General features: G+C 51.3%; 17 protein-coding genes and 1 pseudogene. 10 read left to right on the forward strand and 8 right to left on the reverse strand.

Annotated features, from left to right (window positions below; translation table 11 throughout):
- Positions 1 to 221: 221 nt before the first annotated feature.
- Positions 222 to 839: a trimeric intracellular cation channel family protein gene (locus tag AC3ISQ_RS21435; protein ID WP_489349781.1), complete on the forward strand. Its 618-nt coding sequence runs from the start codon at positions 222 to 224 to the stop codon at positions 837 to 839.
- Here the strand turns inward: AC3ISQ_RS21435 and ligB are convergent.
- Complete coding sequence (ligB, locus tag AC3ISQ_RS21440) at positions 833 to 2,572, reverse strand: NAD-dependent DNA ligase LigB (protein ID WP_489349783.1); 1,740 nt, start codon at positions 2,570 to 2,572, stop codon at positions 833 to 835. The two genes, AC3ISQ_RS21435 and ligB, sit on opposite strands and share 7 nt — an antisense overlap.
- A 276-nt stretch (positions 2,573 to 2,848) precedes the next feature.
- Here ligB and gmk point away from each other — a divergent pair, with 276 nt between their 5' ends.
- From gmk to recG, 5 genes and pseudogenes are all read left to right on the forward strand, one after another.
- A complete protein-coding gene (gene gmk / locus AC3ISQ_RS21445; protein WP_489349784.1) occupies positions 2,849 to 3,472 on the forward strand; it encodes a guanylate kinase in 624 nt (207 codons plus the stop codon).
- A gap of 57 nt (positions 3,473 to 3,529) precedes the next feature.
- Positions 3,530 to 3,805 (forward strand): DNA-directed RNA polymerase subunit omega, encoded by a 276-nt coding sequence (rpoZ, locus tag AC3ISQ_RS21450; RefSeq protein WP_489349786.1) that lies wholly within the window; start codon positions 3,530 to 3,532, stop codon positions 3,803 to 3,805.
- A gap of 18 nt (positions 3,806 to 3,823) precedes the next feature.
- Entirely contained in the window at positions 3,824 to 5,932 is a 2,109-nt protein-coding gene (gene spoT, locus AC3ISQ_RS21455; RefSeq protein ID WP_489349788.1) for a bifunctional GTP diphosphokinase/guanosine-3',5'-bis pyrophosphate 3'-pyrophosphohydrolase, read from the forward strand.
- A 5-nt stretch (positions 5,933 to 5,937) separates the two neighbouring features.
- A pseudogene (locus AC3ISQ_RS21460) lies at positions 5,938 to 6,114 on the forward strand (tRNA (guanosine(18)-2'-O)-methyltransferase TrmH); the annotation flags it as partial.
- 44 nt (positions 6,115 to 6,158) lie between these two features.
- Positions 6,159 to 8,240, forward strand: a complete 2,082-nt coding sequence (recG, locus tag AC3ISQ_RS21465) for an ATP-dependent DNA helicase RecG (RefSeq protein WP_489349789.1) — start codon at positions 6,159 to 6,161, stop codon at positions 8,238 to 8,240.
- 45 nt (positions 8,241 to 8,285) lie between these two features.
- On the opposite strand, the gene gltS is transcribed toward recG, so the two are convergent.
- Complete coding sequence (gltS, locus tag AC3ISQ_RS21470) at positions 8,286 to 9,497, reverse strand: sodium/glutamate symporter (protein WP_489349791.1); 1,212 nt, start codon at positions 9,495 to 9,497, stop codon at positions 8,286 to 8,288.
- Positions 9,498 to 9,736: 239 nt separating this feature from the next.
- Between gltS and AC3ISQ_RS21475 the strand changes: the two genes are divergently transcribed.
- A complete protein-coding gene (locus AC3ISQ_RS21475; protein WP_489349793.1) occupies positions 9,737 to 11,131 on the forward strand; it encodes a nucleobase:cation symporter-2 family protein in 1,395 nt (464 codons plus the stop codon).
- 64 nt (positions 11,132 to 11,195) lie between these two features.
- Here AC3ISQ_RS21475 and AC3ISQ_RS21480 read toward each other — a convergent pair whose 3' ends face one another.
- Entirely contained in the window at positions 11,196 to 13,037 is a 1,842-nt protein-coding gene (locus AC3ISQ_RS21480; RefSeq protein WP_489349794.1) for a fibronectin type III domain-containing protein, read from the reverse strand.
- 322 nt (positions 13,038 to 13,359) lie between these two features.
- Between AC3ISQ_RS21480 and AC3ISQ_RS21485 the strand changes: the two genes are divergently transcribed.
- Complete coding sequence (locus AC3ISQ_RS21485) at positions 13,360 to 15,009, forward strand: AsmA family protein (RefSeq protein ID WP_489349796.1); 1,650 nt, start codon at positions 13,360 to 13,362, stop codon at positions 15,007 to 15,009.
- Between the two features lie 33 nt (positions 15,010 to 15,042).
- On the opposite strand, the gene fabY is transcribed toward AC3ISQ_RS21485, so the two are convergent.
- The 5 genes from fabY to typA all read right to left on the reverse strand — a co-directional run bounded on the left by fabY (position 15,043) and on the right by typA (position 19,957).
- Positions 15,043 to 15,990 carry a fatty acid biosynthesis protein FabY gene (gene fabY / locus AC3ISQ_RS21490; protein WP_489349798.1) on the reverse strand — a complete coding sequence of 316 codons (948 nt, stop codon included), beginning with the start codon at positions 15,988 to 15,990 and terminating at the stop codon, positions 15,043 to 15,045.
- A 78-nt stretch (positions 15,991 to 16,068) separates the two neighbouring features.
- Positions 16,069 to 16,506, reverse strand: a complete 438-nt coding sequence (gene dtd / locus AC3ISQ_RS21495; RefSeq protein ID WP_489349800.1) for a D-aminoacyl-tRNA deacylase — start codon at positions 16,504 to 16,506, stop codon at positions 16,069 to 16,071.
- The gene (locus AC3ISQ_RS21500; protein WP_489349801.1) at positions 16,503 to 17,363 is read right to left on the reverse strand and encodes a virulence factor BrkB family protein; all 861 of its coding nucleotides are present in this window, start codon (positions 17,361 to 17,363) and stop codon (positions 16,503 to 16,505) included. Before AC3ISQ_RS21500 ends, dtd begins: the two co-directional genes overlap by 4 nt.
- A gap of 15 nt (positions 17,364 to 17,378) precedes the next feature.
- Positions 17,379 to 17,969 carry a glucose-1-phosphatase gene (gene yihX / locus AC3ISQ_RS21505; protein ID WP_489349803.1) on the reverse strand — a complete coding sequence of 197 codons (591 nt, stop codon included), beginning with the start codon at positions 17,967 to 17,969 and terminating at the stop codon, positions 17,379 to 17,381.
- 164 nt (positions 17,970 to 18,133) lie between these two features.
- A complete protein-coding gene (gene typA / locus AC3ISQ_RS21510) occupies positions 18,134 to 19,957 on the reverse strand; it encodes a ribosome-dependent GTPase TypA (RefSeq protein WP_489349805.1) in 1,824 nt (607 codons plus the stop codon).
- A gap of 393 nt (positions 19,958 to 20,350) precedes the next feature.
- Here typA and glnA point away from each other — a divergent pair, with 393 nt between their 5' ends.
- Both glnA and glnL read left to right on the forward strand, forming a co-directional pair.
- Complete coding sequence (glnA, locus tag AC3ISQ_RS21515; protein WP_489349806.1) at positions 20,351 to 21,760, forward strand: glutamate--ammonia ligase; 1,410 nt, start codon at positions 20,351 to 20,353, stop codon at positions 21,758 to 21,760.
- 214 nt (positions 21,761 to 21,974) lie between these two features.
- Positions 21,975 to 23,024, forward strand: coding sequence for a nitrogen regulation protein NR(II) (gene glnL, locus AC3ISQ_RS21520; RefSeq protein WP_489349808.1), 1,050 nt, complete (start codon positions 21,975 to 21,977; stop codon positions 23,022 to 23,024).
- Position 23,025 lies beyond the last annotated feature (1 nt).

The following is a 23,025-nucleotide window of genomic DNA, read 5'->3' on the forward strand; positions in this document are numbered from 1 at the left end:
TCCATTTGGTTGAAGATAATCTCACAGGAAAAGCCAAGAATAATTAATATAATTAAACATTCGAAAATAACAAAAAAGCCGACTAACGAACCAACTAGCACACCAATGGATTAGTTAAATTAATCCGAAAGTGAATTAGTTAGAAAAACTCAGTGGCAGTAACCCAGCGTGATCATTACCCTTCAAGGTAACTCTGTTATCTACCCACCTTGTGAATCTCTATGTTACTAAGCATTCTTTATATCATTGGCATCACGGCCGAAGCCATGACCGGTGCTTTAGCTGCTGGCCGTCGTCAAATGGATATGTTTGGCGTGATTATCATCGCCTCCGCTACCGCGATCGGTGGCGGCTCAGTGCGTGATATTCTTCTCGGCCACTATCCTCTTGGCTGGGTAAAGCATCCGGAATACATCGTTATTGTCGCCATTGCCGCCATAGTCACGACGTGGGTAGCGCCGTTAATGCGTCATCTACGGCGTTTGTTCCTGCTGTTGGATGCCATCGGGCTAATTGTGTTTTCCATCATCGGTGCCCAAGTCGCTCTCGATATGGGGCACGGCGCCATCATCGCCGCCATTGCCGCCGTGATCACCGGCGTATTTGGTGGCGTATTGCGCGATATGTTCTGTAACCGTCTACCGCTAGTGTTCCAAAAAGAAATCTACGCCGGTATCGCGTTTGCCGCCGCTTGGTTGTATATCGGCCTGCAACATTTCAACCTGCCCCATAATTTGGTGGTGATTATTACGTTAGTGGCCGGCTTGAGTGCGCGTTTGCTAGCGTTACGTTTCCGCTTAGGATTACCGGTGTTTAACTATCAGCATCCGGATCACTGATCCTCGCTCGGGTGAGCCGCTATTGTCGTCTCGCCAGACACAACCTCAAACCCCGGAATATTCTGTTCTGCCAAGGTATTAACCAAGGCCAAAACCTGTTGATGCTGAAGAAAGGCGACGATCTGCTCGCCTCTTTTCGTACCAATTCCCGCAATTTCTTGCCATCGGGTTTGCGGCCATTGCCTGACATTCATCCAATTTTGCAATCCCTCGGCCTGTGTCTCCGACAACGGCATCCCCAACGCCACCAACCAACGTTCAAACGGCTGTTGTCGTGTTAAACGAAATTGTTGGTAAATGCTCTGTGCACGTTTAGCCCCTATCCCCGGTGCTAGCTGCAACTGCTCTGGGGTTAACGTCAACCAATCCAGTAAATCATCCACTAATCCCTGATTGATCAACGCCTGCCAATTGGCCTCACTGACACCACGAATAGCCAAACCTTTTGATCCGCTGAGCCACACCAATCTGGCAAGAAACTGCTGACGGCACTGCGGCTGAAAATTGAAACAGCTGAGTGCGTGATACTCTGCGGGCTCTGGCGCAATGGGAGTCACTCGTTCCGAGGTTCGCCATGCCACGTTGTTTAGCCGGGGAATGCCATGCCCCATCAGGCTAATCGCAATCTGATCGCCGGGCACAATATCCCACTGTTGCCATAGCGACAGAGAACCTACGTTGACTCGCCGCACCCATTTATCATCCAACCGAACAGGATCAATCTGTAACACCACTGAGATATTACCCGTGCGGCCAATATTAAATTCAACATACTCCACCCGAGCAATCTGTTCCGCAGGTGGATATTTCCAAGCGACCGCTTCATCGCTCGGTTTCGCCAACCAATAGCGCCCTTGCGATTTTTGGCTTTGGTGAACCACGATGCCATCGGTAACAAACGGTAATGGAGCGCCGTACCAGTGCTCACGCCACTGCTCGATTTCTGCCAGCGTCGTGACCGGTTTGGAATATTGCTGTGTGAGAGGAAACCCCATGTCGGTCAGTTGCTGCAACCGATCCGCCATTTGCGAAGGACCATCAGGCCATGCCCAGATGAATAAGCCAACTTGTTGTAACGACGCTGATAGTTGGTTACGCATCAGCATCCCAGCTACGGTTGAGCGCGCATTAATGCCGCCACGGATTTTTTGACGGTGATCGTTCACCATCAGGAACAGCTCACCTTGCAACACTAACGTTGCCGGTGCAGACGATATTTTTTTAGGTATCGCCGGGATTGCATTAGCCTTTTCCAGCCAATCCTCTCCTTTTAGTCCATTCCCCCGGCTGACCGCTCGCACCAATTTTCCCTGCTGATACACCAAGGTGACGGCAACGCCATCGATCTTAGGCTGCACCCACAGATCATGATGTCCATCGACCCAACGCCCAATCGCCCGGCGATCCGCCAGTTTGTGCAAACCGCTATGCGCCACCGGGTGGGCAGTCTTCCCTTCGAGCAAGGCAGGTTGAGCAACAGGTTCGATCCCAGCACAGTGCTGCCAGAACTGAAGTTTTTGCCGCAAACTGTCATACAGTTCATCGTCAATCTGGCCGTTACCTTGTTGGTAATAAGCCACATCCCAGCGTTCAATCTGGGTTTTTAATGCTGTTATCTCCAGTTGTAACCGATCCGCACGCCAGTTTGGGCAGGTTTGAGCCCACGCGATACCGCTTAACAGCCACCATCCAATTAAAACTATCCCAGCCAGATTAAAGACTCTTCGCATCATGCACCTCCCTGTTAAGCGGCAGTAAAACCGGGAATAATCAACTTGGCGAGAGGCAAAAATCTAAAATGCAAAGCGGCTCCAAAAAGAAATACGCGTTTGCTGAAAACATAAGAAACTTCGCGATACGCTACGCAAAACGTCCGGTATCCTCTGTTTTTCAGCGAAAGCAGCGGCCAAAATGCGTGCAGACGCTGCATCTAACCGGTTAGCCGTGTATACTGTGCATAGAAACGACACATCCGCATATCAATTCAACCGCAATCAACGAACATCATCATGGCTCAAGGCACGCTTTATATTGTCTCTGCTCCTAGTGGCGCAGGTAAATCAAGCCTCATTCAGGCTTTGTTAAAGACGCAACCGCTGTACGACACACAGGTTTCGGTTTCGCACACCACGCGTGCCGTTCGTCCCGGTGAAAATCATGGCGAGCACTATTTCTTCATCTCGAAAGATGAATTTCTTCGGATGATTGAGCAGGATGCATTTTTGGAGCACGCCGAGGTTTTTGGTAACTATTACGGCACCTCACGTGCAGCTATCGAGCAAGTGCTGTCGACCGGTGTTGACGTATTTCTCGATATCGATTGGCAGGGTGCGCAGCAAATCCGTGCCAAAATGCCACAGGCGCGCAGCATCTTTATTTTGCCGCCGTCGAAAGAAGAATTAGGTCGCCGTTTGCGTGGTCGTGGTCAGGATTCGGAAGAAGTGATCGCCAAGCGTATGGCGCAAGCCGTCGCGGAAATGACCCATTTCGCCGAGTACGACTATTTGATCGTCAATGACGATTTTGATCTGGCTTTGTCCGATCTGAAAAACATTATCCGTGCCGAACGCCTGCGTTTGGGTCGGCAAATGCTGAAACATGACGCTTTAATCAGCAAACTATTGGCAGACTGAAGACAGTTTCAGTATTATGCCCAGTCTTTTCGTCTCACCTGTGGAGTAGCACAAAATATGGCACGCGTAACTGTTCAAGACGCTGTAGAGAAAATTGGTAACCGTTTTGACCTGGTGTTGGTCTCTGCTCGTCGGGCACGTCAAATGCAGACTGGTGGTAAAGATCCTCTGGTTCCGGAAGAGAACGACAAGTACACCGTTATCGCCCTGCGCGAGATCGAAGAAGGTCTGATCAACAACCAGATCCTTGATGTACGTGAGCGCCAGGAACAGCAAGAGCAGGAAGCCGCAGAGATCCAAGCGGTTACCGCCATTGCTGAAGGCCGTCGTTAATTAGACAGCGAGTCTGCCTTGTACCTGTTTGAAAGCCTGAATCTGCTGATTCAACGTTACTTGCCTGAGGAGCAGATTAAGCGCCTCAAACAGGCATACCTCGTTTCACGTGATGCTCACGAGGGACAGACACGCTCCAGTGGTGAGCCTTATATCACCCACCCGGTCGCCGTGGCCTGTATTCTGGCGGAAATGCGTCTCGATCATGAGACGCTGATGGCAGCCTTGCTGCACGACGTCATCGAAGACACCCCGGCCACCTATCAGGATATGGAACAACTGTTTGGTAAAAGTGTTGCTGAACTGGTTGAAGGCGTATCCAAGCTCGACAAGCTAAAATTCCAAGATAAAAAAGAAGCGCAGGCGGAAAACTTCCGCAAGATGATCATGGCGATGGTGCAAGATATCCGCGTCGTGTTAATCAAACTGGCTGACCGTACGCATAACATGCGCACTCTCGGTTCGTTGCGCCCTGATAAACGCCGCCGTATCGCGCGCGAAACCCTGGAAATCTATAGCCCATTGGCACACCGCCTGGGTATCCATCACCTGAAAACCGAGCTGGAAGAGCTAGGTTTTGAGGCGCTCTACCCGAACCGCTATCGCGTGATTAAAGAAGTGGTGAAAGCCGCACGTGGTAACCGTAAGGAAATGATCCAAAAGATTCTTGCCGAAATCGAAGGGCGGCTGACCGAAGCGGGCATTGCCTGTCGTGTCAGCGGACGAGAAAAACATCTCTATTCTATCTACCTCAAGATGCACCTGAAAGAACAGCGTTTCCATTCCATCATGGATATTTACGCGTTCCGGGTGATCGTTAAAGAGGTGGATACCTGTTACCGCGTGCTGGGGCAGGCGCACAGCCTGTATAAACCGCGTCCGGGCCGGGTGAAGGATTACATCGCCATTCCGAAGGCCAACGGCTATCAATCGTTGCATACCTCACTGATCGGCCCGCACGGCGTACCGGTTGAGGTGCAGATCCGTACCGAAGATATGGATCAGATGGCGGAAATGGGGGTGGCAGCCCACTGGGCTTATAAAGAAGGTGGGGAATCCACCGGCACTACCGCGCAAATCCGCGCCCAGCGTTGGATGCAGAGCCTGTTGGAACTGCAACAGAGTGCCGGTAGCTCATTCGAATTTATCGAAAGCGTGAAATCCGATCTGTTCCCAGACGAAATTTACGTTTTCACCCCGGAAGGCCGCATTGTCGAACTGCCAGCCGGTGCGACACCGGTCGATTTCGCTTACGCGGTACATACCGATATCGGTCATGCCTGCGTGGGTGCTCGGGTCGATCGTCAGCCGTATCCACTTTCTCAGGCGTTGCACAGCGGCCAAACAGTAGAAATCATTACTGCACCGGGCGCACGCCCGAACGCCGCCTGGCTGAACTTTGTCGTTAGCTCGAAAGCGCGCGCCAAAATCCGCCAAATGCTGAAAAATCTCAAGCGTGATGATTCGGTTGGCCTTGGCCGCCGTTTATTGAATCACGCGCTGGGTGGTGGCCGTAAGCTGGCTGAAATTCCACCAGAAAATATTCAGCACGAGTTAGAGCGCATGAAGCTGGCCACGCTGGACGATCTGTTAGCAGAAATCGGCCTCGGCAACGCCATGAGCGTGGTGGTAGCGAAAAACCTGCAAGGCGATCAGTCTAATCTGGGCACGTCTTCCGGTACCCGTAATTTGGCGATCAAAGGCGCTGATGGCGTGTTGATCACTTTTGCCAAGTGCTGCCGCCCAATTCCTGGCGATCCGATTATCGCCCACGTCAGCCCCGGTAAAGGGTTGGTTATCCACCATGAATCCTGTCGCAATATCCGCGGCTACCAGAAAGAACCTGAGAAATTCATGGCAGTTGAGTGGGATAAAGAGACCGAGCAAGAATTCATTGCTGAAATTAAGGTCGACATGTTCAACCATCAGGGTGCGTTAGCAAACCTGACGGCGGCGATCAACGCTGCGGGCTCGAACATTCAAAGCCTGAATACCGAAGAAAAAGATGGCCGGGTTTACAGCGCCTTTATCCGTCTGACCACTCGTGATCGCGTCCATCTGGCGAATATTATGCGTAAAATCCGTATCATGCCGGATGTGATTAAAGTTAGCCGCAACCGAAACTAACGCCTATGAGCCCCGAACGCTATGTGCGGACTTGTGAAATGTTTGCCACCCGTCAGCCAGATCTCACAGTCTGCATGGAGCAAGTTCACAAACCGTATAACGTCATCCGTAATGCTGACGCCACCGGCAGTAATAGCTGGGTTAGAGTCAAAAACCACAGCTCCATTACTGATGCCGTCGCGGATACCGAATGGTCGGCCACCATGCAAGCTACAATGGTGCGCCGATGAAAGGCCACCTGCTGGACGCCGTCCCACTCACCACACTTTCCGGGGTTGGAGCCAGCCAGGCGAACAAACTGGCCAAAATCGGGCTGGAAACCATTCAGGATCTACTGCTGCACCTGCCACTGCGTTACGAAGATCGCACCCGCCTTTATCCGATTAACGACCTGCTGCCGGGCATTTACGCCACAGTGGAAGGCGAAGTGCTGCGCAGTGATATCAGTTTTGGTCGTCGCCGGATGTTAACTTGCCAAATCAGTGATGGCACCGGCATCCTTACCATGCGGTTCTTTAACTTCAATGCTGCGATGAAAAACAGTCTGGCGACGGGTCGTCGTGTGACAGCTTACGGTGAAGTTAAACGCGGCAATCATGGTGCGGAAATCATTCACCCGGAATATCATATTCAGGGCGATCATAGCAAAGTGGAGTTGCAGGAATCACTAACACCGGTCTACCCCACCACTGAAGGCGTACGGCAGGCCACGCTGCGTAAACTGACCGACCAAGCGCTGGAGTTGCTAGATACCAGTGCGATTACCGAGTTATTGCCACCAGAACTGAGTGGCGGCTTGATGAGTCTGCCGCAGGCACTGCATACGCTGCATCGCCCACCACCAGATATTCAACTAGCGGACTTGGAGCAAGGCAAGCATCCGGCGCAAAAACGCCTGATTATGGAAGAGTTACTGGCACATAACCTGAGTATGTTAGCGGTGCGCGCGGGTGCACAGAGTTATCAAGCCCTGCCGCTGATGCCGGACGATCGATTAAAAACACAATTCCTTGCACAACTGCCTTTCGCACCGACTGGTGCACAAAATCGCGTCGTTGCCGATATCGAGGTCGATCTGCAAAAAAGCTTCCCGATGATGCGGTTGGTGCAAGGGGATGTCGGTTCAGGCAAAACGCTAGTTGCCGCTTTGGCTGCGCTACGTGCCATCGCCCACGGTAAACAGGTGGCGCTGATGGCACCAACTGAGTTACTGGCTGAGCAACATGCCAATAACTTCCGTCAATGGTTCGAGCCCTTGGGCTTGGAGGTAGGTTGGCTCGCCGGGAAGCAAAAGGGCAAAGCGCGCATCGCGCAGCAAGAAGCAATTGCCAGCGGTCAGGTGGCGATGGTGGTCGGTACACACGCCATTTTCCAAGAGCAGGTGCAGTTTAACGGTTTGGCACTGGTTATCATCGACGAACAACATCGCTTTGGCGTGCATCAACGGCTCGCTCTGTGGGAGAAAGGCCAAGAGCAAGGCTTCCATGCCCATCAGTTGATCATGACCGCTACGCCAATCCCACGCACGCTGGCGATGACCGCCTATGCTGATCTCGATACCTCCGTCATCGACGAACTGCCACCTGGCAGAACGCCGGTTACTACCGTGGCAATCCCCGATACCCGTCGCGCCGATATTATCCAGCGGGTGAAAAGTGCCTGTTTGGAAGAGAATCGTCAGGCTTATTGGGTCTGTACGCTGATCGAAGAATCCGAACTGTTAGAAGCTCAGGCTGCGGAAGCCACTTGGGAAGAATTAAAAGTCGCTTTGCCTGAACTGAAAGTAGCGCTAGTGCATGGCCGGATGAAAGCGCAGGAAAAACAAGCGGTAATGCAGGCATTCAAACAGGGCGAACTGCAATTGTTGGTTGCTACTACGGTGATTGAAGTTGGGGTGGATGTGCCAAATGCCAGCCTGATGATTATCGAGAACCCAGAGCGTTTGGGGCTAGCGCAGTTGCACCAGTTGCGTGGGCGCGTTGGCCGTGGCGCAGTGGCATCACACTGCGTGCTGCTGTACAAAACACCTTTGAGCCAAACCGCACAGAAGCGGTTGCAAGTGCTGCGTGATAGCAATGACGGCTTTGTGATCGCCCAGCGTGATTTGGAGATCCGTGGCCCCGGTGAGTTGTTGGGCACGCGTCAAACCGGCAATGCCGAGTTCAAAGTGGCGGATTTATTACGTGATCAGGCGATGCTCCCAGAAGTGCAGCGTATCGCTCGTCATATTCATCAACAGTATCCAGAACATGCCAAGGCGTTGATTGAGCGGTGGTTGCCAGAGAAAGCTCGTTATTCGAACGCGTAACGATGGGGCGAGAAGATCTCCCGCCCCATGACAGATTAATCGTAATTAGCCGACCGCTGGGAACACCGGCAACAACAGATATAACTTAATGATGATGGCATTGGCGATATCAATAAAGAACGCCCCGACCATCGGCACCACCAGAAACGCCAGGTGAGAGGGTCCGAAGCGATCAGTAATCGCCTGCATGTTAGCGATAGCCGTTGGCGTCGCCCCCATACCAAAACCACAGTGCCCCGCCGCTAACACCGCCGCGTCGTAGTTTTTACCCATAATCCGGTAAGTCACGAAGATCGCATACAACGCCATTACCAGCGTCTGCACCGCCAGAATCGCCAACATTGGCAGCGCCAGTGAAGCCAGCTCCCACAAACGTAGGCTCATCAGCGCCATCGCCAGGAACAGTGACAAACTGACGTTACCCAACACCGATACCGCGCGTTCAAACACGGTGTAGAAACCAGTGAAAGCCAAGGTGTTGCTGAGGATCACGCCGACAAACAACACGCAGACAAAGGTCGGTAGTTCCAACATCGACCCTTTCAGTAGACCGGCAGCAAACTGCCCAGCGGTCAGACAAATAGCGATCATGGCGATGGTTTCGATCATCACCAGCGAGGTGATCAAGCGACCACTTTCCGGTTTTTCAAAACCACTCGGTTGAACGCTGTCGTCCGGCGTACCCTCTGGCGTGCTGGAGTGTTTGACCAGATAACGCGCCACCGGACCACCGATCAGACCACCCAGAACCAAACCAAAGGTGGCACAGGCCATCGCTACTTCGGTCGCGTTTTCAAAGCCGTACTTCTCAATAAACAGCTTGCTCCAAGCCGCACCAGTGCCGTGACCACCCGAAAGGGTAATCGAACCGGCGATCAATCCCATCAGTGGGTCCAGACCCAGCATTTTTGCCATGCCGATACCGATGGCGTTTTGCACCACCAGCAAACCCAGCACCACAAACAGGAACACCACCAAAGCTTTACCCCCAGCACGCAAACGAGCCAGGTTGGCGTTCAAACCAATGGTGGCGAAGAAAGCCAGCATCAAGGGATCTTTCAGCGACATGTCGAAGCTGACTTCCCAATTTACGGTTTTCTTCATCACCAGCAGCAGTAACGCCACCAACAGGCCGCCAGCAACCGGGGCAGGAATAGTATATTTTCGCAGTAGCGGAATAGAGCGTACGCATTTGCCCCCAAGGAGCAGCACCAGCGTAGCGGCGACTAAGGTGCCATAAGTATCAAGATGAAACATCCAGTACTCCATGTTAAAAAAACATCCAATAAAATAATAAGTTATAAAAATCACTCAACTTTTTTAACTTGATGAGAGCCGAATTAGAAGGAAAAAAGACTGAGATGACAAGAAAAAATAAATAAAAATGCGACATTTAAATGATTCACTCGGACTAAAAACCAAATGCGCAACCGTTTGCTTTTTGGCTGAGGTTCTCATTAAAATGCGTTCTTTGTCGTTGCCGGAAGTACCACACCATGACCATGCAATCCGCCGGGTTGGATAACGCACCAACCAACCACACGCCACCTCGTAACAGCGAACTGATTTATCGACTGGAAGATCGCCCGCCCCTACCACAAACGCTGTTTGCTGCTGGGCAACACCTACTGGCGATGTTCGTCGCCGTGATCACCCCGGCGTTGTTGATTTGTCAGGCATTAGGGCTGCCCGCGCAGGATACGCAACATATCATCAGTATGTCGCTGTTTGCTTCCGGTCTGGCTTCCATTTTGCAAATCAAAACTTGGGGGCCTGTGGGGTCAGGATTACTGTCAATTCAGGGCACCAGTTTTAACTTTGTTTCCCCGTTGATCATGGGTGGATTAGCGCTGAAAAACGGTGGCGCCGATGTGCCCACCATGATGGCGGCGCTGTTCGGCACCTTGATGGTGGCTTCCTGCACCGAGATTTTGCTGTCACGCGTGTTGCATTTGGCACGACGCATCATCACTCCGCTGGTGTCCGGTATTGTGGTGATGATTATTGGTCTGTCGCTGATTCAGGTGGGTTTAACCTCTATCGGTGGCGGCTATGCGGCGATGAACGATCACAGCTTCGGTGCTCCTAAAAACCTGATGCTGGCAGGTGCTGTGCTGCTGGTGATTATTCTGCTTAACCGCCAGCGTAACCCGTACCTACGCGTCGCTTCATTGGTGATCGCCATGGCAGTAGGCTACCTGTTGGCTTGGGCGTTGGAGATGCTGCCAGAAAGCCAACCTGTCACCAATACGGCGACAATCACCATCCCGACACCGCTGTATTATGGTTTGGGCTTCGACTGGAACCTACTGCTGCCATTAATGCTGATCTTTATGGTCACGTCGTTAGAAACCATTGGCGATATCACGGCAACCTCTGACGTTTCAGAACAACCCGTCAGTGGCCCACTCTATATGAAGCGCTTAAAAGGTGGCGTGCTAGCTAACGGTTTGAATTCAATGCTATCGGCGGTATTCAACACCTTCCCGAACTCTTGTTTTGGTCAAAACAACGGCGTGATCCAATTGACCGGTGTCGCCAGTCGTTATGTTGGGTTTGTCATCGCGCTGATGCTGATCGTACTGGGGTTATTCCCGGCGGTAGCGGGTTTTGTGCAACATATCCCTGAACCCGTTCTGGGTGGCGCGACTCTGGTGATGTTCGGCACCATTGCCGCTTCTGGCGTGCGTATTGTCTCACGCGAGAAACTGAACCGCCGGGCGATCATGATTATGGCGCTGTCACTGGCGGTCGGGATGGGTGTTTCCCAGCAGCCGTTGATTCTGCAATTTGCCCCTGACTGGCTGAAAACGCTGCTTTCCTCCGGTATCGCCGCCGGTGGTATCACTGCCATCGTACTTAACCTAATGTTCCCGCAGGAAAAAGAGTAAAAATCCGGACTTATATAATCAGGGGGCGCCGAGAGGGTGTCAGCGGCATCCCCTGATTAACCACTTATTTCAACGCGTTTAGGAAGGTAGTGGTGTATTCATAATCCTTGGTTTGTGCCGGATTCTGAGTACAGGTTGCCAGATCGCCCATACCAGGGAAATCACGAACCAGTGACCACATAGAAACCAGGTTCAGACCTTTTTGTTTTGCATACTGCGCAGTTTGGGTCGCATCCTGGAAGGTGAACATTTCACCCGCGACATCATTCTGACCAATCATTGGGATCACCCCGATGATTTTGTACAGATCGGCGGCTGATTTCTCAGGGTAGATCTTGGCCAGATTGGTTTTGGTGCCTTCGATAGCACTCACTGCCGCATCCCCCATATCGATACCTGATGGGCCGTAGTCCATTGCCATAATCTGCACATTCAGTGCTAACCCAATCTGTTTGGCATAGGTGATCATCGCAATACCTTCCGAGGTCAGCCCGCTGGTCATCACTGGCAGAGTCAGGCTAAACCACAGTTCAGAGTCTTGTTTTTGTGCATCCAACGCCGCTGGGAAAGCCACTTTATAGTTGTACAAACCCACCGTTTCAAAATCGAAATCGATGTGCTTAACCCCGAAATCTTTTTTCAGACCCAGATAGATGGCGGTCAGTTCAGCCTGAGTGGATGACACTGAAGGATCGGTGCCGCTCGCACCACCAAATGCCGCAATCACTTCGCCACCCGCCTGATTAATTTGATCACTGATCGGTTTAATCGAATTATAAGGGAAGTAAGAGTTACCCCAGACCAACTGCTTACTGGCTTTATCCTGTACCAAGAAGGCCAGATGGAATTTCTTCACACCCAGACCTAACGCATCGGTCACATATTTGGTGTTGATTTTAGGTGGGTTAGTGTTCCAATCAGCGTTGATTGTCACATCAACATAAGGTGCAAAGCTGGTGGTGGTGACCACCGGTAGCAATGTTTTCACTGTCACTGCCGCTGAATAAGCAGAAAGATTGTTGCTGGCATCATAGGCAGCAACACAGCAGCTGTATTCGGTATTGGCGACCAAACCGCTCAGAGTGCAGGCCGTGGTGGTCACATCCAACGTCTTACTGGTTCCGCCCGCTGGCGTATATTTCACTTTATAACCGACAACGGCGACGTTATCTGTCGATGCGTTCCAAGCCAAAGCCAGGGAAGAATCGGTCACATTACTGATTTTCAAACCGGCAGGCACCGTTGGGGCAACGGTATCGATAATCGCCTGTTCGGTGGTCACCGTAATTGCCGCAGAAGCTGCGGAAGTATTACCTGCAGCATCCACCGCCACCACTGAAATGCTGTAGGCAGTTGCGGCCAGCAGGTTGTTCAATGTCGCACTGGTACTGGCGGCGTTTTGTGTTTTCACTACCACACCCGCAGCTTGATAAGACACCACGTAGTGATCAACACCGGTATCGTCGGTTGAAGCATTCCAGCTCAATGAAATACTGCTTGCGGTAACGCTCAGGGATTTCAACCCTGTTGGTACGCTTGGTGCAGTGACATCGGGGTTGCTATCGCCATTGATGGCATTTTTACCATTCACCCAATACGCCACTGGCAATACGTTTTTATTGCCGCCTTTAGGGAAGCTGGCACCAATGACAAAAGTCACGGTAGCGCCATTGGCAACATTCGCCATATAAGGTGCCAGATGACCGGTCAGAACATCGCCTTGTTGAGTAAAGGTGAATCCGGTGTTTTGGGAGGCAGTAAAATGCTGCCCAAGTTGAATTTTGATTTCTGGGTTGGTCAGCGTAGCGCCGCTGTTATTGGTCATCTGGATTTCAAGATTACCCGACCAGCTACCGCTACCACTTTTCCATTTCGCATGAAAAATAACATTAATATTGTCAGACATTGTGTTTCTCCTAATTAATGATGTTTTGATCGGGAGAACTTTACATCTGAGTTTTCGCTTTACCACAATCAGGATTTATCACAGGTTCCCAACCGCAAAAATTAAAATTAACAAATTGATTTAAATGAAAATAAAAACAAAAATAATAGAATAATTCATCTTTTTTAGACACCTGCCTCACCGCTCTGATACGCAAATGATGGGCTAAGTGTTGTCTTTGGCATCTATTGATTTTTAATTAGCTTTCAGGCTATTGCCCTTGAGCTAAGCGGCTAATTGCGGCATAACAAGGTATCTTTTTTAGCCGGTATGGATTTAGGCGATGAAATTTCTCGGAAAATTGTTGCTGTTGGTACTGATTGCCTTAGTGGCATTGTACTTCGTGGGGCAAACTCGTTGGGCGGCGGGTTGGTTGAGTAGTTGGATCAGCGATAACAGTGAATATCGTGTCTCGGTAGCCAAAATCTCACACTCCTGGAGTCAACCCGGGCAAATCAGCCTGGAAGACGTCACGCTGACCAAAGCTAACCAACCGCAGGCGCTGACAGCCAAACAGGTTGATCTCGGCTTAAGCCTGCGTCAAATCACCTCACCTCGTTACTTCCAGAGCGTCACCCTGCGTGACGGTACGTTGAACATTCAGCCGCAAGCCGCCGCATTACCGGTACAAGCCGATGTATTGCAATTGAGCAATATGGCGCTGCAATCCAATGACGCTACTTGGCAACTAAATGCGCAAAAAGTGAATGCAGGTATTACGCCGTGGCAACCCAAAGCGGGTCATCTGTTGGGAGAAAACAACCAATTCCAATTCAGTGCCGGTTCGATGACGTTGAACGGCATCCCTGCCTCTCAGGTGTTAGTGCAGGGTGAAGTCAAACAGAACCAATTATTGCTCAATGACTTTGGTGCCAATCTGGCGCAAGGTGATCTCACCGGAATGGCGACCCGTGCCGCTGATGGCAGTTGGTTGGTCGAGCGCCTGCGTCTGAGCAACGTTCGCTTGCAAACACCATTGACGTTAAAACAGTTTTGGCAACGCTTTACCGCCCTGCCACCGATTACGCTCAAACGTTTTGATTTGCTGGATGCAAAACTGGAGGGTAAAGCCTGGGCATTTAACGATCTCGATCTGTCGTTGCAGAACGTCACTTTTACCCAAGGTGATTGGAGCAGCCAAGACGGTTCGTTGAATATCAACGCCAGCGACATGATTAACGGCAGCTTCCACCTGAACGATCCGATCATGAATATGCAACTCTCCCCTGCGGGTATCGCTATCCAACAATTCACCACCCGCTGGGAAGGTGGGTTGCTGCGCACTTCCGGCAATTGGTTACGCACCACTAAGCGTCTGCAATTGGATGAAGTGGCTATCGCCGCATTGGAATATACCTTGCCCAGCGACTGGCGTGAGTTATGGTTGCAACCCTTGCCGAACTGGCTGTCGGAAGTCTATGTCAACAAGTTGACCACTAACCGCAACCTGATTATCGATATCAATCCGACCTTCCCGTTCCAGATCACCGCGCTGGATGGTTACGGCAGCAATTTGCTGTTGGCACATGAACATCAGTGGGGGATTTGGTCCGGAACGTTGAATCTGAACGGCAGCGATGCCACCTTTAACAAGATTGATGTGCGTCGCCCATCGCTAGCGCTCGAAGCCAACAATCAACAAATTACAGTGACCGATCTCAGCGCCTTTATGCCAGATGGTCTGTTGGATGCTAAAGCCACTATCAGCCAGCTCTCGGGGAAGCCATTTACTTTGACGATGGAGGGGCGCTCTGTGCCACTCAACACCTTGCAGCAGTGGGGTTGGCAACCAGTGCCATTAGAAGGTGATGGTAATCTGCAATTGCAGTTGAAAGGATTACTCAATAGTGATGGGCCGTTTAAGGCTTCGTTACAAGGTAATCTGCAAGCGACAACTAAAGATGGGCAAACGGTCAGTCAACAGTTGCCATAAAAAGTTTGGCCCCTGTCTTAAGGGGCCAAACTCTTACTCTTCCAGTGCTTCGCAGCCACCTTTATCCAAAGGAACATCAGGTTCGGCTGGCAGCACCATGTAAGTGCCTTCAAACACCGCACCCCGATCATCATCGCCAAACAGATGCACTTCCGCCTGCACCCGCGCCCGACGACCACGCGCCAAACGAGCCAGATCGCCACTCAATGAACCAAGATCCGCTACCGCTCGTGGGCGACCGGTGATCGGTTTGCTATAGCGGATATGCGCATCCGCCAGAATAATGGTGCCACCCAAATGACGTTCACGCAGCAGCAGCCAGATCAACCCCCAAGCGGTGAGCGTCGCCAGTGAAAACAGGCTACCGGCAAACAGCGTATGGTGCGGATTCTGGTTGCCAATCTCCGGCATGGTGGTCACAAAACGCTGACCAGTATATTGGCTGATGCGTACGCCCATCTTTTCGCTCAAGGGAATATGCTCGTACCACGCCTGCTGTAACTGTCCACACCAATCTGGGCGATGCAAAATATCATCCAGCGTCGCAACCGGTTTAATCATCAGGAAATGGCGAATTGGCGTGGTTTGCGGCACAGTGATTTCGCCTTGATTAACAAACCCAAGTTTAGCGAAAAACGCCACTGCATCTTCCCGCGCGCTACACACCACGCGTTTTACCCCTTCCTGACGCGCGACCGATTCCAGCGTCATCGCCACCAGCGTACCCAGACCTTTGTCCTGAACCGCGGGATCGACCGCCATAAAGCGGATCGCCGCTTCATTGTCAGCATTAATATACAGCCGCCCAATGGCGACGATTTTGCCGTGCTCATCCACCACCATTTGGTGATGAGCCATGGCGTCATAAGCATCCTTTTCCGAACCCACTGGCTGGTGCAGCGGCTTACGCAGCATTTCCCAGCGAAACTGGTAATAATCCTTCAGTTCTTGCTCTGTTACGGGTACTCGTAGGTGATACATAGACGCCTTCTCTTTGTGTTTTCATTCACTCAGAATCATTCAATAGGCGTGATGGGTTAATAGCTTATTGGATGATCCCTAAACTTCGAGCCAGAACGTCACCGGCCCATCATTAACTAATGCCACTTGCATATCTGCGGCAAATTCTCCGGTTTGGGTTTCGATGCCACGTTCGCGGCACTGACCGACAAAGTATTGGTATAACCGATCGGCCTCTTGGGGTTCCGCTCCACGCGAGAAGCTGGGGCGCATACCTTTTTGGGTATCGGCAACCAAGGTAAATTGCGACACCACCAACACACTTCCCCCCGCCTGCTGCACATTGAGGTTCATCTTGCCGTTCTCATCGCTAAAGATGCGATAACCCAAGACTCGCTCACACAAACGCTCAGCTTTCTGCTCGTTATCGTCTTGCCCAACGCCCAACAACACTAACAAACCTGGGCCAATTTTGCCTACCGTTTCGCCTTCTACGGTCACGCTGGCGTTTAACACACGTTGAATCAATGCAATCATAACTGCCCTTTTTGCTCCAGTTTATCTATCCGTATCTGACGATATTCCCCTAACGTGACGGTAATTTCAGCGCCGAGTAACACGATACACCAGCTCCAATAGACCCATAGAAATAAAATGGGGATCACCGCCAGTACGCCGTAAATCAATTGATACGACGGAAACAGCGTCACATACAGAGCAAAACCTTTCTTACCCAATTCGAACAATACCCCCGCTACCAGCGCCCCAATCAACGCATCCTTGGCGGGTACACGTACGGTTGGCACTACGCAGTACAACAACCAGAACGAGATCCACGACAGCAGCAGCGGAAAAATGCGTAGTACTTGATCGACCAAACTGTGCACGCCAGTTTCTGCCAGCCAGTTGAGAGAAAGCAGGTAAGAACTGATCGCCATGCTAGCCCCCACCAGCAACGGCCCCAACGTCAACACCATCCAGTACACAGCAAAGGAAAACACTAATGAGCGTTTGTTTTCGCTGCGCCAGATAGTGTTCAGCACGCTATCCACCGAGGAAATCAGCAACAATGCGGTGACGATCAACCCGCAGATACCCACGGCGGTCATCTTGTTGGAGTTGGCGACAAACTGCTCCAGATAGCCTTGGATCACCGAGCCCGTCGCGGGCATAAAGTTGGAATAGATAAAACTCTTCAACTGTACGCTCACGTCAGCAAACATCGGAAACACGGCAAACAACGCGAATACCACGGTAATCAGCGGCACTAAAGAAAGCAGTGAAATAAAGGCCAGATGGCCTGCCAAGACGGTCAGACCATCACTTTCGATGCGTTTAACCAGTAGCCGAGAAAAACTCAAGCTCGGCTTAGCCACGCGATGAAAAAACGACATAGTGATTCACACCGATTATTGGGTGAAATACCTTGGCACGGTATCTCGGTCTGTCACATGTACGGCAGTAATACCCAGCGCGCGAGCGGCAGCGATATTTGCCTCAACATCATCAAAGAATACCGCCTGATCGGCCGGGAAATTCTCTGCTTTCAGCACATGTTGATAGATGTTGGCATCCGGTTTACGCATGCCAAGATCTTGCGACAAATACAGTTGATCGGCGACCGCTTCGACTTCTGGGTAATGTTTCGGCCAGTAATTGGTGTGCAAGCGGTTGGTGTTAGACAGCACGACTACGCGGTGGCCTTCTTCACGCAAGCGCCGCATGATATCGATCACTTCCGGGCGCAGAGCGACGAACACCGCCTGCCAACCTTCGGCAAATTGCTCAAAACTGAGGCCAACCCCCATTTCATGACACAGTTTCTCAGCAAACTCTTCGTCACTGACTTCACCGCGCTCATGCTGCTGGAACACCTCTCCCATGGTAAAACGCTCTGATAACACCGCCAATGGTGTACCACTTAAATTGCTCCATACACCCAGTACACGCTTGAAGTCGATATCGACGATCACATTACCTAAATCAAAGATATACAGCATAGTCCTCTCCTGATGGGCCGGTGAGATTTCACTGTAGCGGGAAAAGTTTGGGCTGAACAGAGAGCGAATTGAAAAGCGCACAGCGCGCCGCAGAAAGGGGGAAAAGCAGAGGAAAAAACTCAGGGCGCCCTTAAGCGCCCTAAGCATCGGAACTAAATCAGCAATTAAGCTTCTTTAGGACCACGGCTCGCACGTTTACGATCGTTTTCCGTCAGGTGACGCTTACGGATACGGATCGAGGTTGGCGTGACTTCTACCAGTTCGTCATCATCGATGAATTCCAGAGCTTGCTCCAGAGTCATCTTGATAGCGGGAACCAGAGTAGTGGCTTCGTCAGTACCAGAAGCACGCATGTTGGTCAGCTTCTTACCGGTCAAGCAGTTCACAGTCAGGTCGTTAGAACGTGAGTGAATACCGATGATTTGGCCTTCATACACTTCTGCGCCGTGACCCAAGAACAACTTACCGCGATCTTGCAAACCGAACAGCGCGAACGCTACCGCTTTACCTTGACCGTTAGAGATCAATACACCGTTTTGACGTTGACCCACTTCGCCTGGACGCACATCGTCGTAGTGGCTGAAGGTGGAGTACAGCAAACCGGTACCAGAAGTCATGGTCATGAATTCGTTACGGAAACCGATCAGGCCACGGCTTGGGATCACGTAGTCAAGGCGCACACGGCCTTTACCATCTGGATCCATGTTTTTCAGGTCAGCTTTACGCTCACCCATCGCTTGCATCACAGAACCTTGATGCTGCTCTTCGATATCCAAGGTCACGTTTTCGAACGGCTCTTGCTTACGGCCATCGATTTCACGGAAGATAACTTTCGGACGGGAAACCGCCAGCTCGAAACCTTCACGACGCATATTTTCGATCAGAACAGACAGGTGCAGTTCGCCACGACCAGAAACACGGAACGCATCAGCGTCTTCAGTTTCTTCAACGCGCAGTGCCACGTTGTGGACCAATTCCTTGTTCAGACGCTCAAGGATCTGGCGAGAAGTCACGTACTTACCTTCTTTACCACAGAACGGCGAGGTGTTGACGTTAAAGAACATGCTCACGGTTGGCTCATCAACAGACAGTGCTGGCAGTGCTTCCACCGCAGAAACGTCACAGATGGTGTCAGAGATGTTCAGCTCGCCCAAACCGGTGATAGCGATGATGTCGCCAGCTTCGGCTACGGTCGCTTCGATACGCTCCAGACCCATGTGGGTCAGAACCTTACCGACTTTACCGTTACGTTTTTTCCCTTCGCTGTCTACGATGGTCACTTGCTGGTTAGGCTTGACCTGACCACGTTTGATACGGCCGATGCCGATAACACCCACGTAGTTGTTGTAGTCCAACTGAGAGATCTGCATTTGGAACGGAGCGTCCATCTCAACCTGTGGAGGTGAGACGTGATCAACGATCGCTTGATACAGAGGAGTCATGTCTTCCTGCATATCAGAGTGGTCGTTACCCGCGATACCCATCAATGCAGATGCATAGATGATTGGGAAGTCGAGTTGCTCGTCAGTCGCGTTCAGGTTAACGAACAGGTCAAACACCTGATCAACAACCCAGTCAGGGCGTGCGCCCGGACGGTCAACCTTGTTGATAACCACGATAGGTTTCAGACCGTTAGCAAACGCTTTTTTGGTCACGAAACGGGTCTGAGGCATCGGGCCGTCCATTGCGTCGACAACCAGCAATACGGAATCGACCATAGACATTACACGTTCAACTTCGCCGCCGAAGTCGGCGTGTCCTGGGGTGTCCACGATGTTGATGCGGTAGTCTTTCCAGTTAATGGCGGTGTTTTTGGCGAGGATGGTAATCCCACGCTCTTTCTCCAAATCGTTGGAGTCCATTACGCGCTCGGTGGTTTCCGCACGCTCTCCGAAGGTACCGGATTGTTGCAGCAACTTATCAACCAGGGTGGTTTTACCATGGTCAACGTGGGCAATAATGGCGATGTTACGCAAATTTTCGATCACAGCTTTGCCTCAGGCATTAGAAATAGCGCGCTATTGTACACGTATTAAGCGAGGGACTAAACAAGATCACAGTCATCTCTTATAAACAACTGCACACAGGTTAGTTTGTGATCCCTTTCACGGTGCAAAAAACCACAGTTGGTGCAATTTTGCACCATTGCAGTGCCCCATCACTCACTAATTGCACCATCAAGGTGCAATGCATCGCTAATGGTGCATACTAGGGTTGTATAAAACCCACGCATAATGGCAATAAAACACATTTTGTAAAGTTGGCATGGTTTTCGCTTTAATCAATTTAAGGTGAATAAAGTCTTTTTAAGACCCGATAAAGCCAAGTCCCAATCGAGATTCGTTCCACGACGACAATGTATAAATCCGGGAGAGTTAAGTATGTCCGCTGAACACGTTTTGACGATGCTGAATGAGCATGAAGTGAAATTCGTAGACCTGCGTTTCACTGACACCAAGGGTAAAGAACAACACGTCACAATCCCTGCTCATCAGGTAAACGCCGACTTCTTCGAAGAAGGTAAAATGTTTGACGGCTCCTCAATCGGCGGCTGGAAAGGCATTAACGAATCCGATATGGTCCTGATGCCAGACGCGAGCACTGCGGTTCTGGACCCGTTCTTCGAAGAGTCTACCCTGATCATTCGTTGCGATATCCTCGAACCCGGCACCATGCAAGGCTACGACCGCGATCCGCGTTCTATCTCCAAGCGTGCAGAAGATTTCCTGCGCTCGTCTGGCATTGCCGACACCGTGCTGTTTGGGCCAGAACCTGAATTCTTCCTGTTCGACGATATTCGTTTCGGCAGCAGCATCCGCGGCTCGATGGTCGCTATCGACGATATCGAAGGCGCATGGAACTCCACCACTAAAATGGAAGGCGGCAACAAAGGCCACCGCCCAGCAGTTAAAGGCGGTTACTTCCCAGTTCCCCCGGTCGATTCTTCACAAGACATCCGTTCAACCATGTGTCTGACCATGGAAGAAATGGGTCTGGTGGTTGAGGCTCACCACCACGAAGTGGCAACAGCAGGTCAGAACGAAGTGGCAACCCGCTTCAATACCATGACCAAGAAAGCTGACGAAATCCAAATTTACAAATACGTGGTGCACAACGTGGCTCACGCGTTTGGCAAAACGGCGACCTTTATGCCGAAACCTATGTTCGGTGATAACGGTTCCGGCATGCACTGCCATATGTCACTGTCTAAAAACGGTGTGAACCTGTTCGCAGGTGATAAATACGGCGGTCTATCTGATATCGCACTGTTCTACATCGGCGGCATCATCAAGCACGCGAAAGCCATCAACGCCTTGGCTAACCCAACCACTAACTCATATAAGCGTTTGGTTCCAGGTTATGAAGCGCCAGTGATGTTGGCTTATTCTGCCCGTAACCGTTCTGCTTCTATCCGTATCCCAGTGGTGGCTAGCCCGAAAGCACGTCGTATTGAAGCGCGCTTCCCAGATCCAGCCGCTAACCCATACCTGTGCTTCGCTGCATTGCTGATGGCAGGTCTGGACGGCGTGATCAACAAGATCCACCCTGGCGATGCAATGGACAAAAACCTGTACGACTTGCCACCGGAAGAAGAAGCTGAGATTCCAAAAGTAGCGGGCTCTCTGGACGAAGCAATGGCGGCACTGAACGAAGACCGCGAGTTCCTGACCCGTGGTGGCGTGTTCACCGACGACGCTATCGATGCTTACATCGAACTGCGTAAAGAAGAAATGGATCGCGTGCGCATGACTCCGCATCCAGTTGAATTCGAACTGTATTACAGCGTTTAAAATACCGAGTTTAAGCTTTACCTGCGCCGCTGACTTGCGTGGCAGTGGCGCAGTGCAATGAGTTTTAGTTGTCGATTTTTTGTTGCCGTGGAAACTTTCTGCCCATCTTCGGATGGGTTTTTTTCTCCACCGTATTTTCTGCAAACACTGCCATTTCGCGACGCTCTGCGATGGGGTAGGATAGATGCACTAAAAAGGTGCAGGAGTCTGCTGTATGGCAACTGATAAGCTGCCCGACGCTGGGCAGATCCTCAATTCTCTCATCAACAGTGTCTTACTGTTGGATGATTCACTCGCGATTCATTACGCTAATCCGGCCGCTCAGCAATTGTTGGCGCAGAGTTCACGTAAACTTTTCGGTACACCTTTACCCGATTTGCTCGGTTATTTTTCGCTGAATATCGAACTGATGCGCGAAAGTCTGCGCGTTGGCCAAGGCTTTACCGATAATGAAGTGACACTGGTGGTCGACGGGCACGCACATATTCTTTCCCTGACGGCTCAAGCGCAGCCAGATGGTTACATCCTGATGGAACTGGCACCGATGGACAACCAGCGCCGCTTGAGTCAGGAACAGCTACAGCATTCGCAACAAATTGCCGCCCGCGATCTGGTTCGCGGTCTGGCGCATGAGATCAAAAATCCGCTCGGTGGCTTGCGTGGTGCGGCACAGCTCTTAGCAAAAGCCTTGCCCGATCCCTCATTGACCGAATACACCAAGGTGATTATCGAACAGGCTGACCGTCTGCGGAATCTGGTCGATCGCCTATTGGGGCCACAGCGCCCCGGCCAACGCATTACCCAAAGCATTCATCAAGTGGTGGAGCGGGTATGTCAGTTGGTATCACTGGAAAAGCCCGACAACGTGATACTGGTGCGCGATTACGATCCTAGTCTGCCGGAATTCGCTCACGATCCAGACCAAATTGAACAAATACTGCTCAACATCACCCGCAATGCACTACAGGCATTGGGTGAATCCGGTGGCACTATCACGCTGCGCACCCGTACTGCTTTTCAGATCACGCTGCACGGTTCCCGTTACCGCTTGGCGGCACGTATCGATATTGAAGATGACGGCCCAGGCATACCGGCACAACTGCAAGATACCCTGTTCTACCCAATGGTCAGCGGTCGCGAAGGCGGTACCGGTTTGGGGTTATCCATCGCTCGTAATCTGATTGATCAGCATTGCGGAAAAATTGAATTTAACAGTTGGCCAGGGCACACCGAATTCTCGGTTTACCTGCCCATTCGTCAGTGAG

The sequence above is a fragment of the Serratia sp. KH_031 genome (assembly GCF_057839655.1).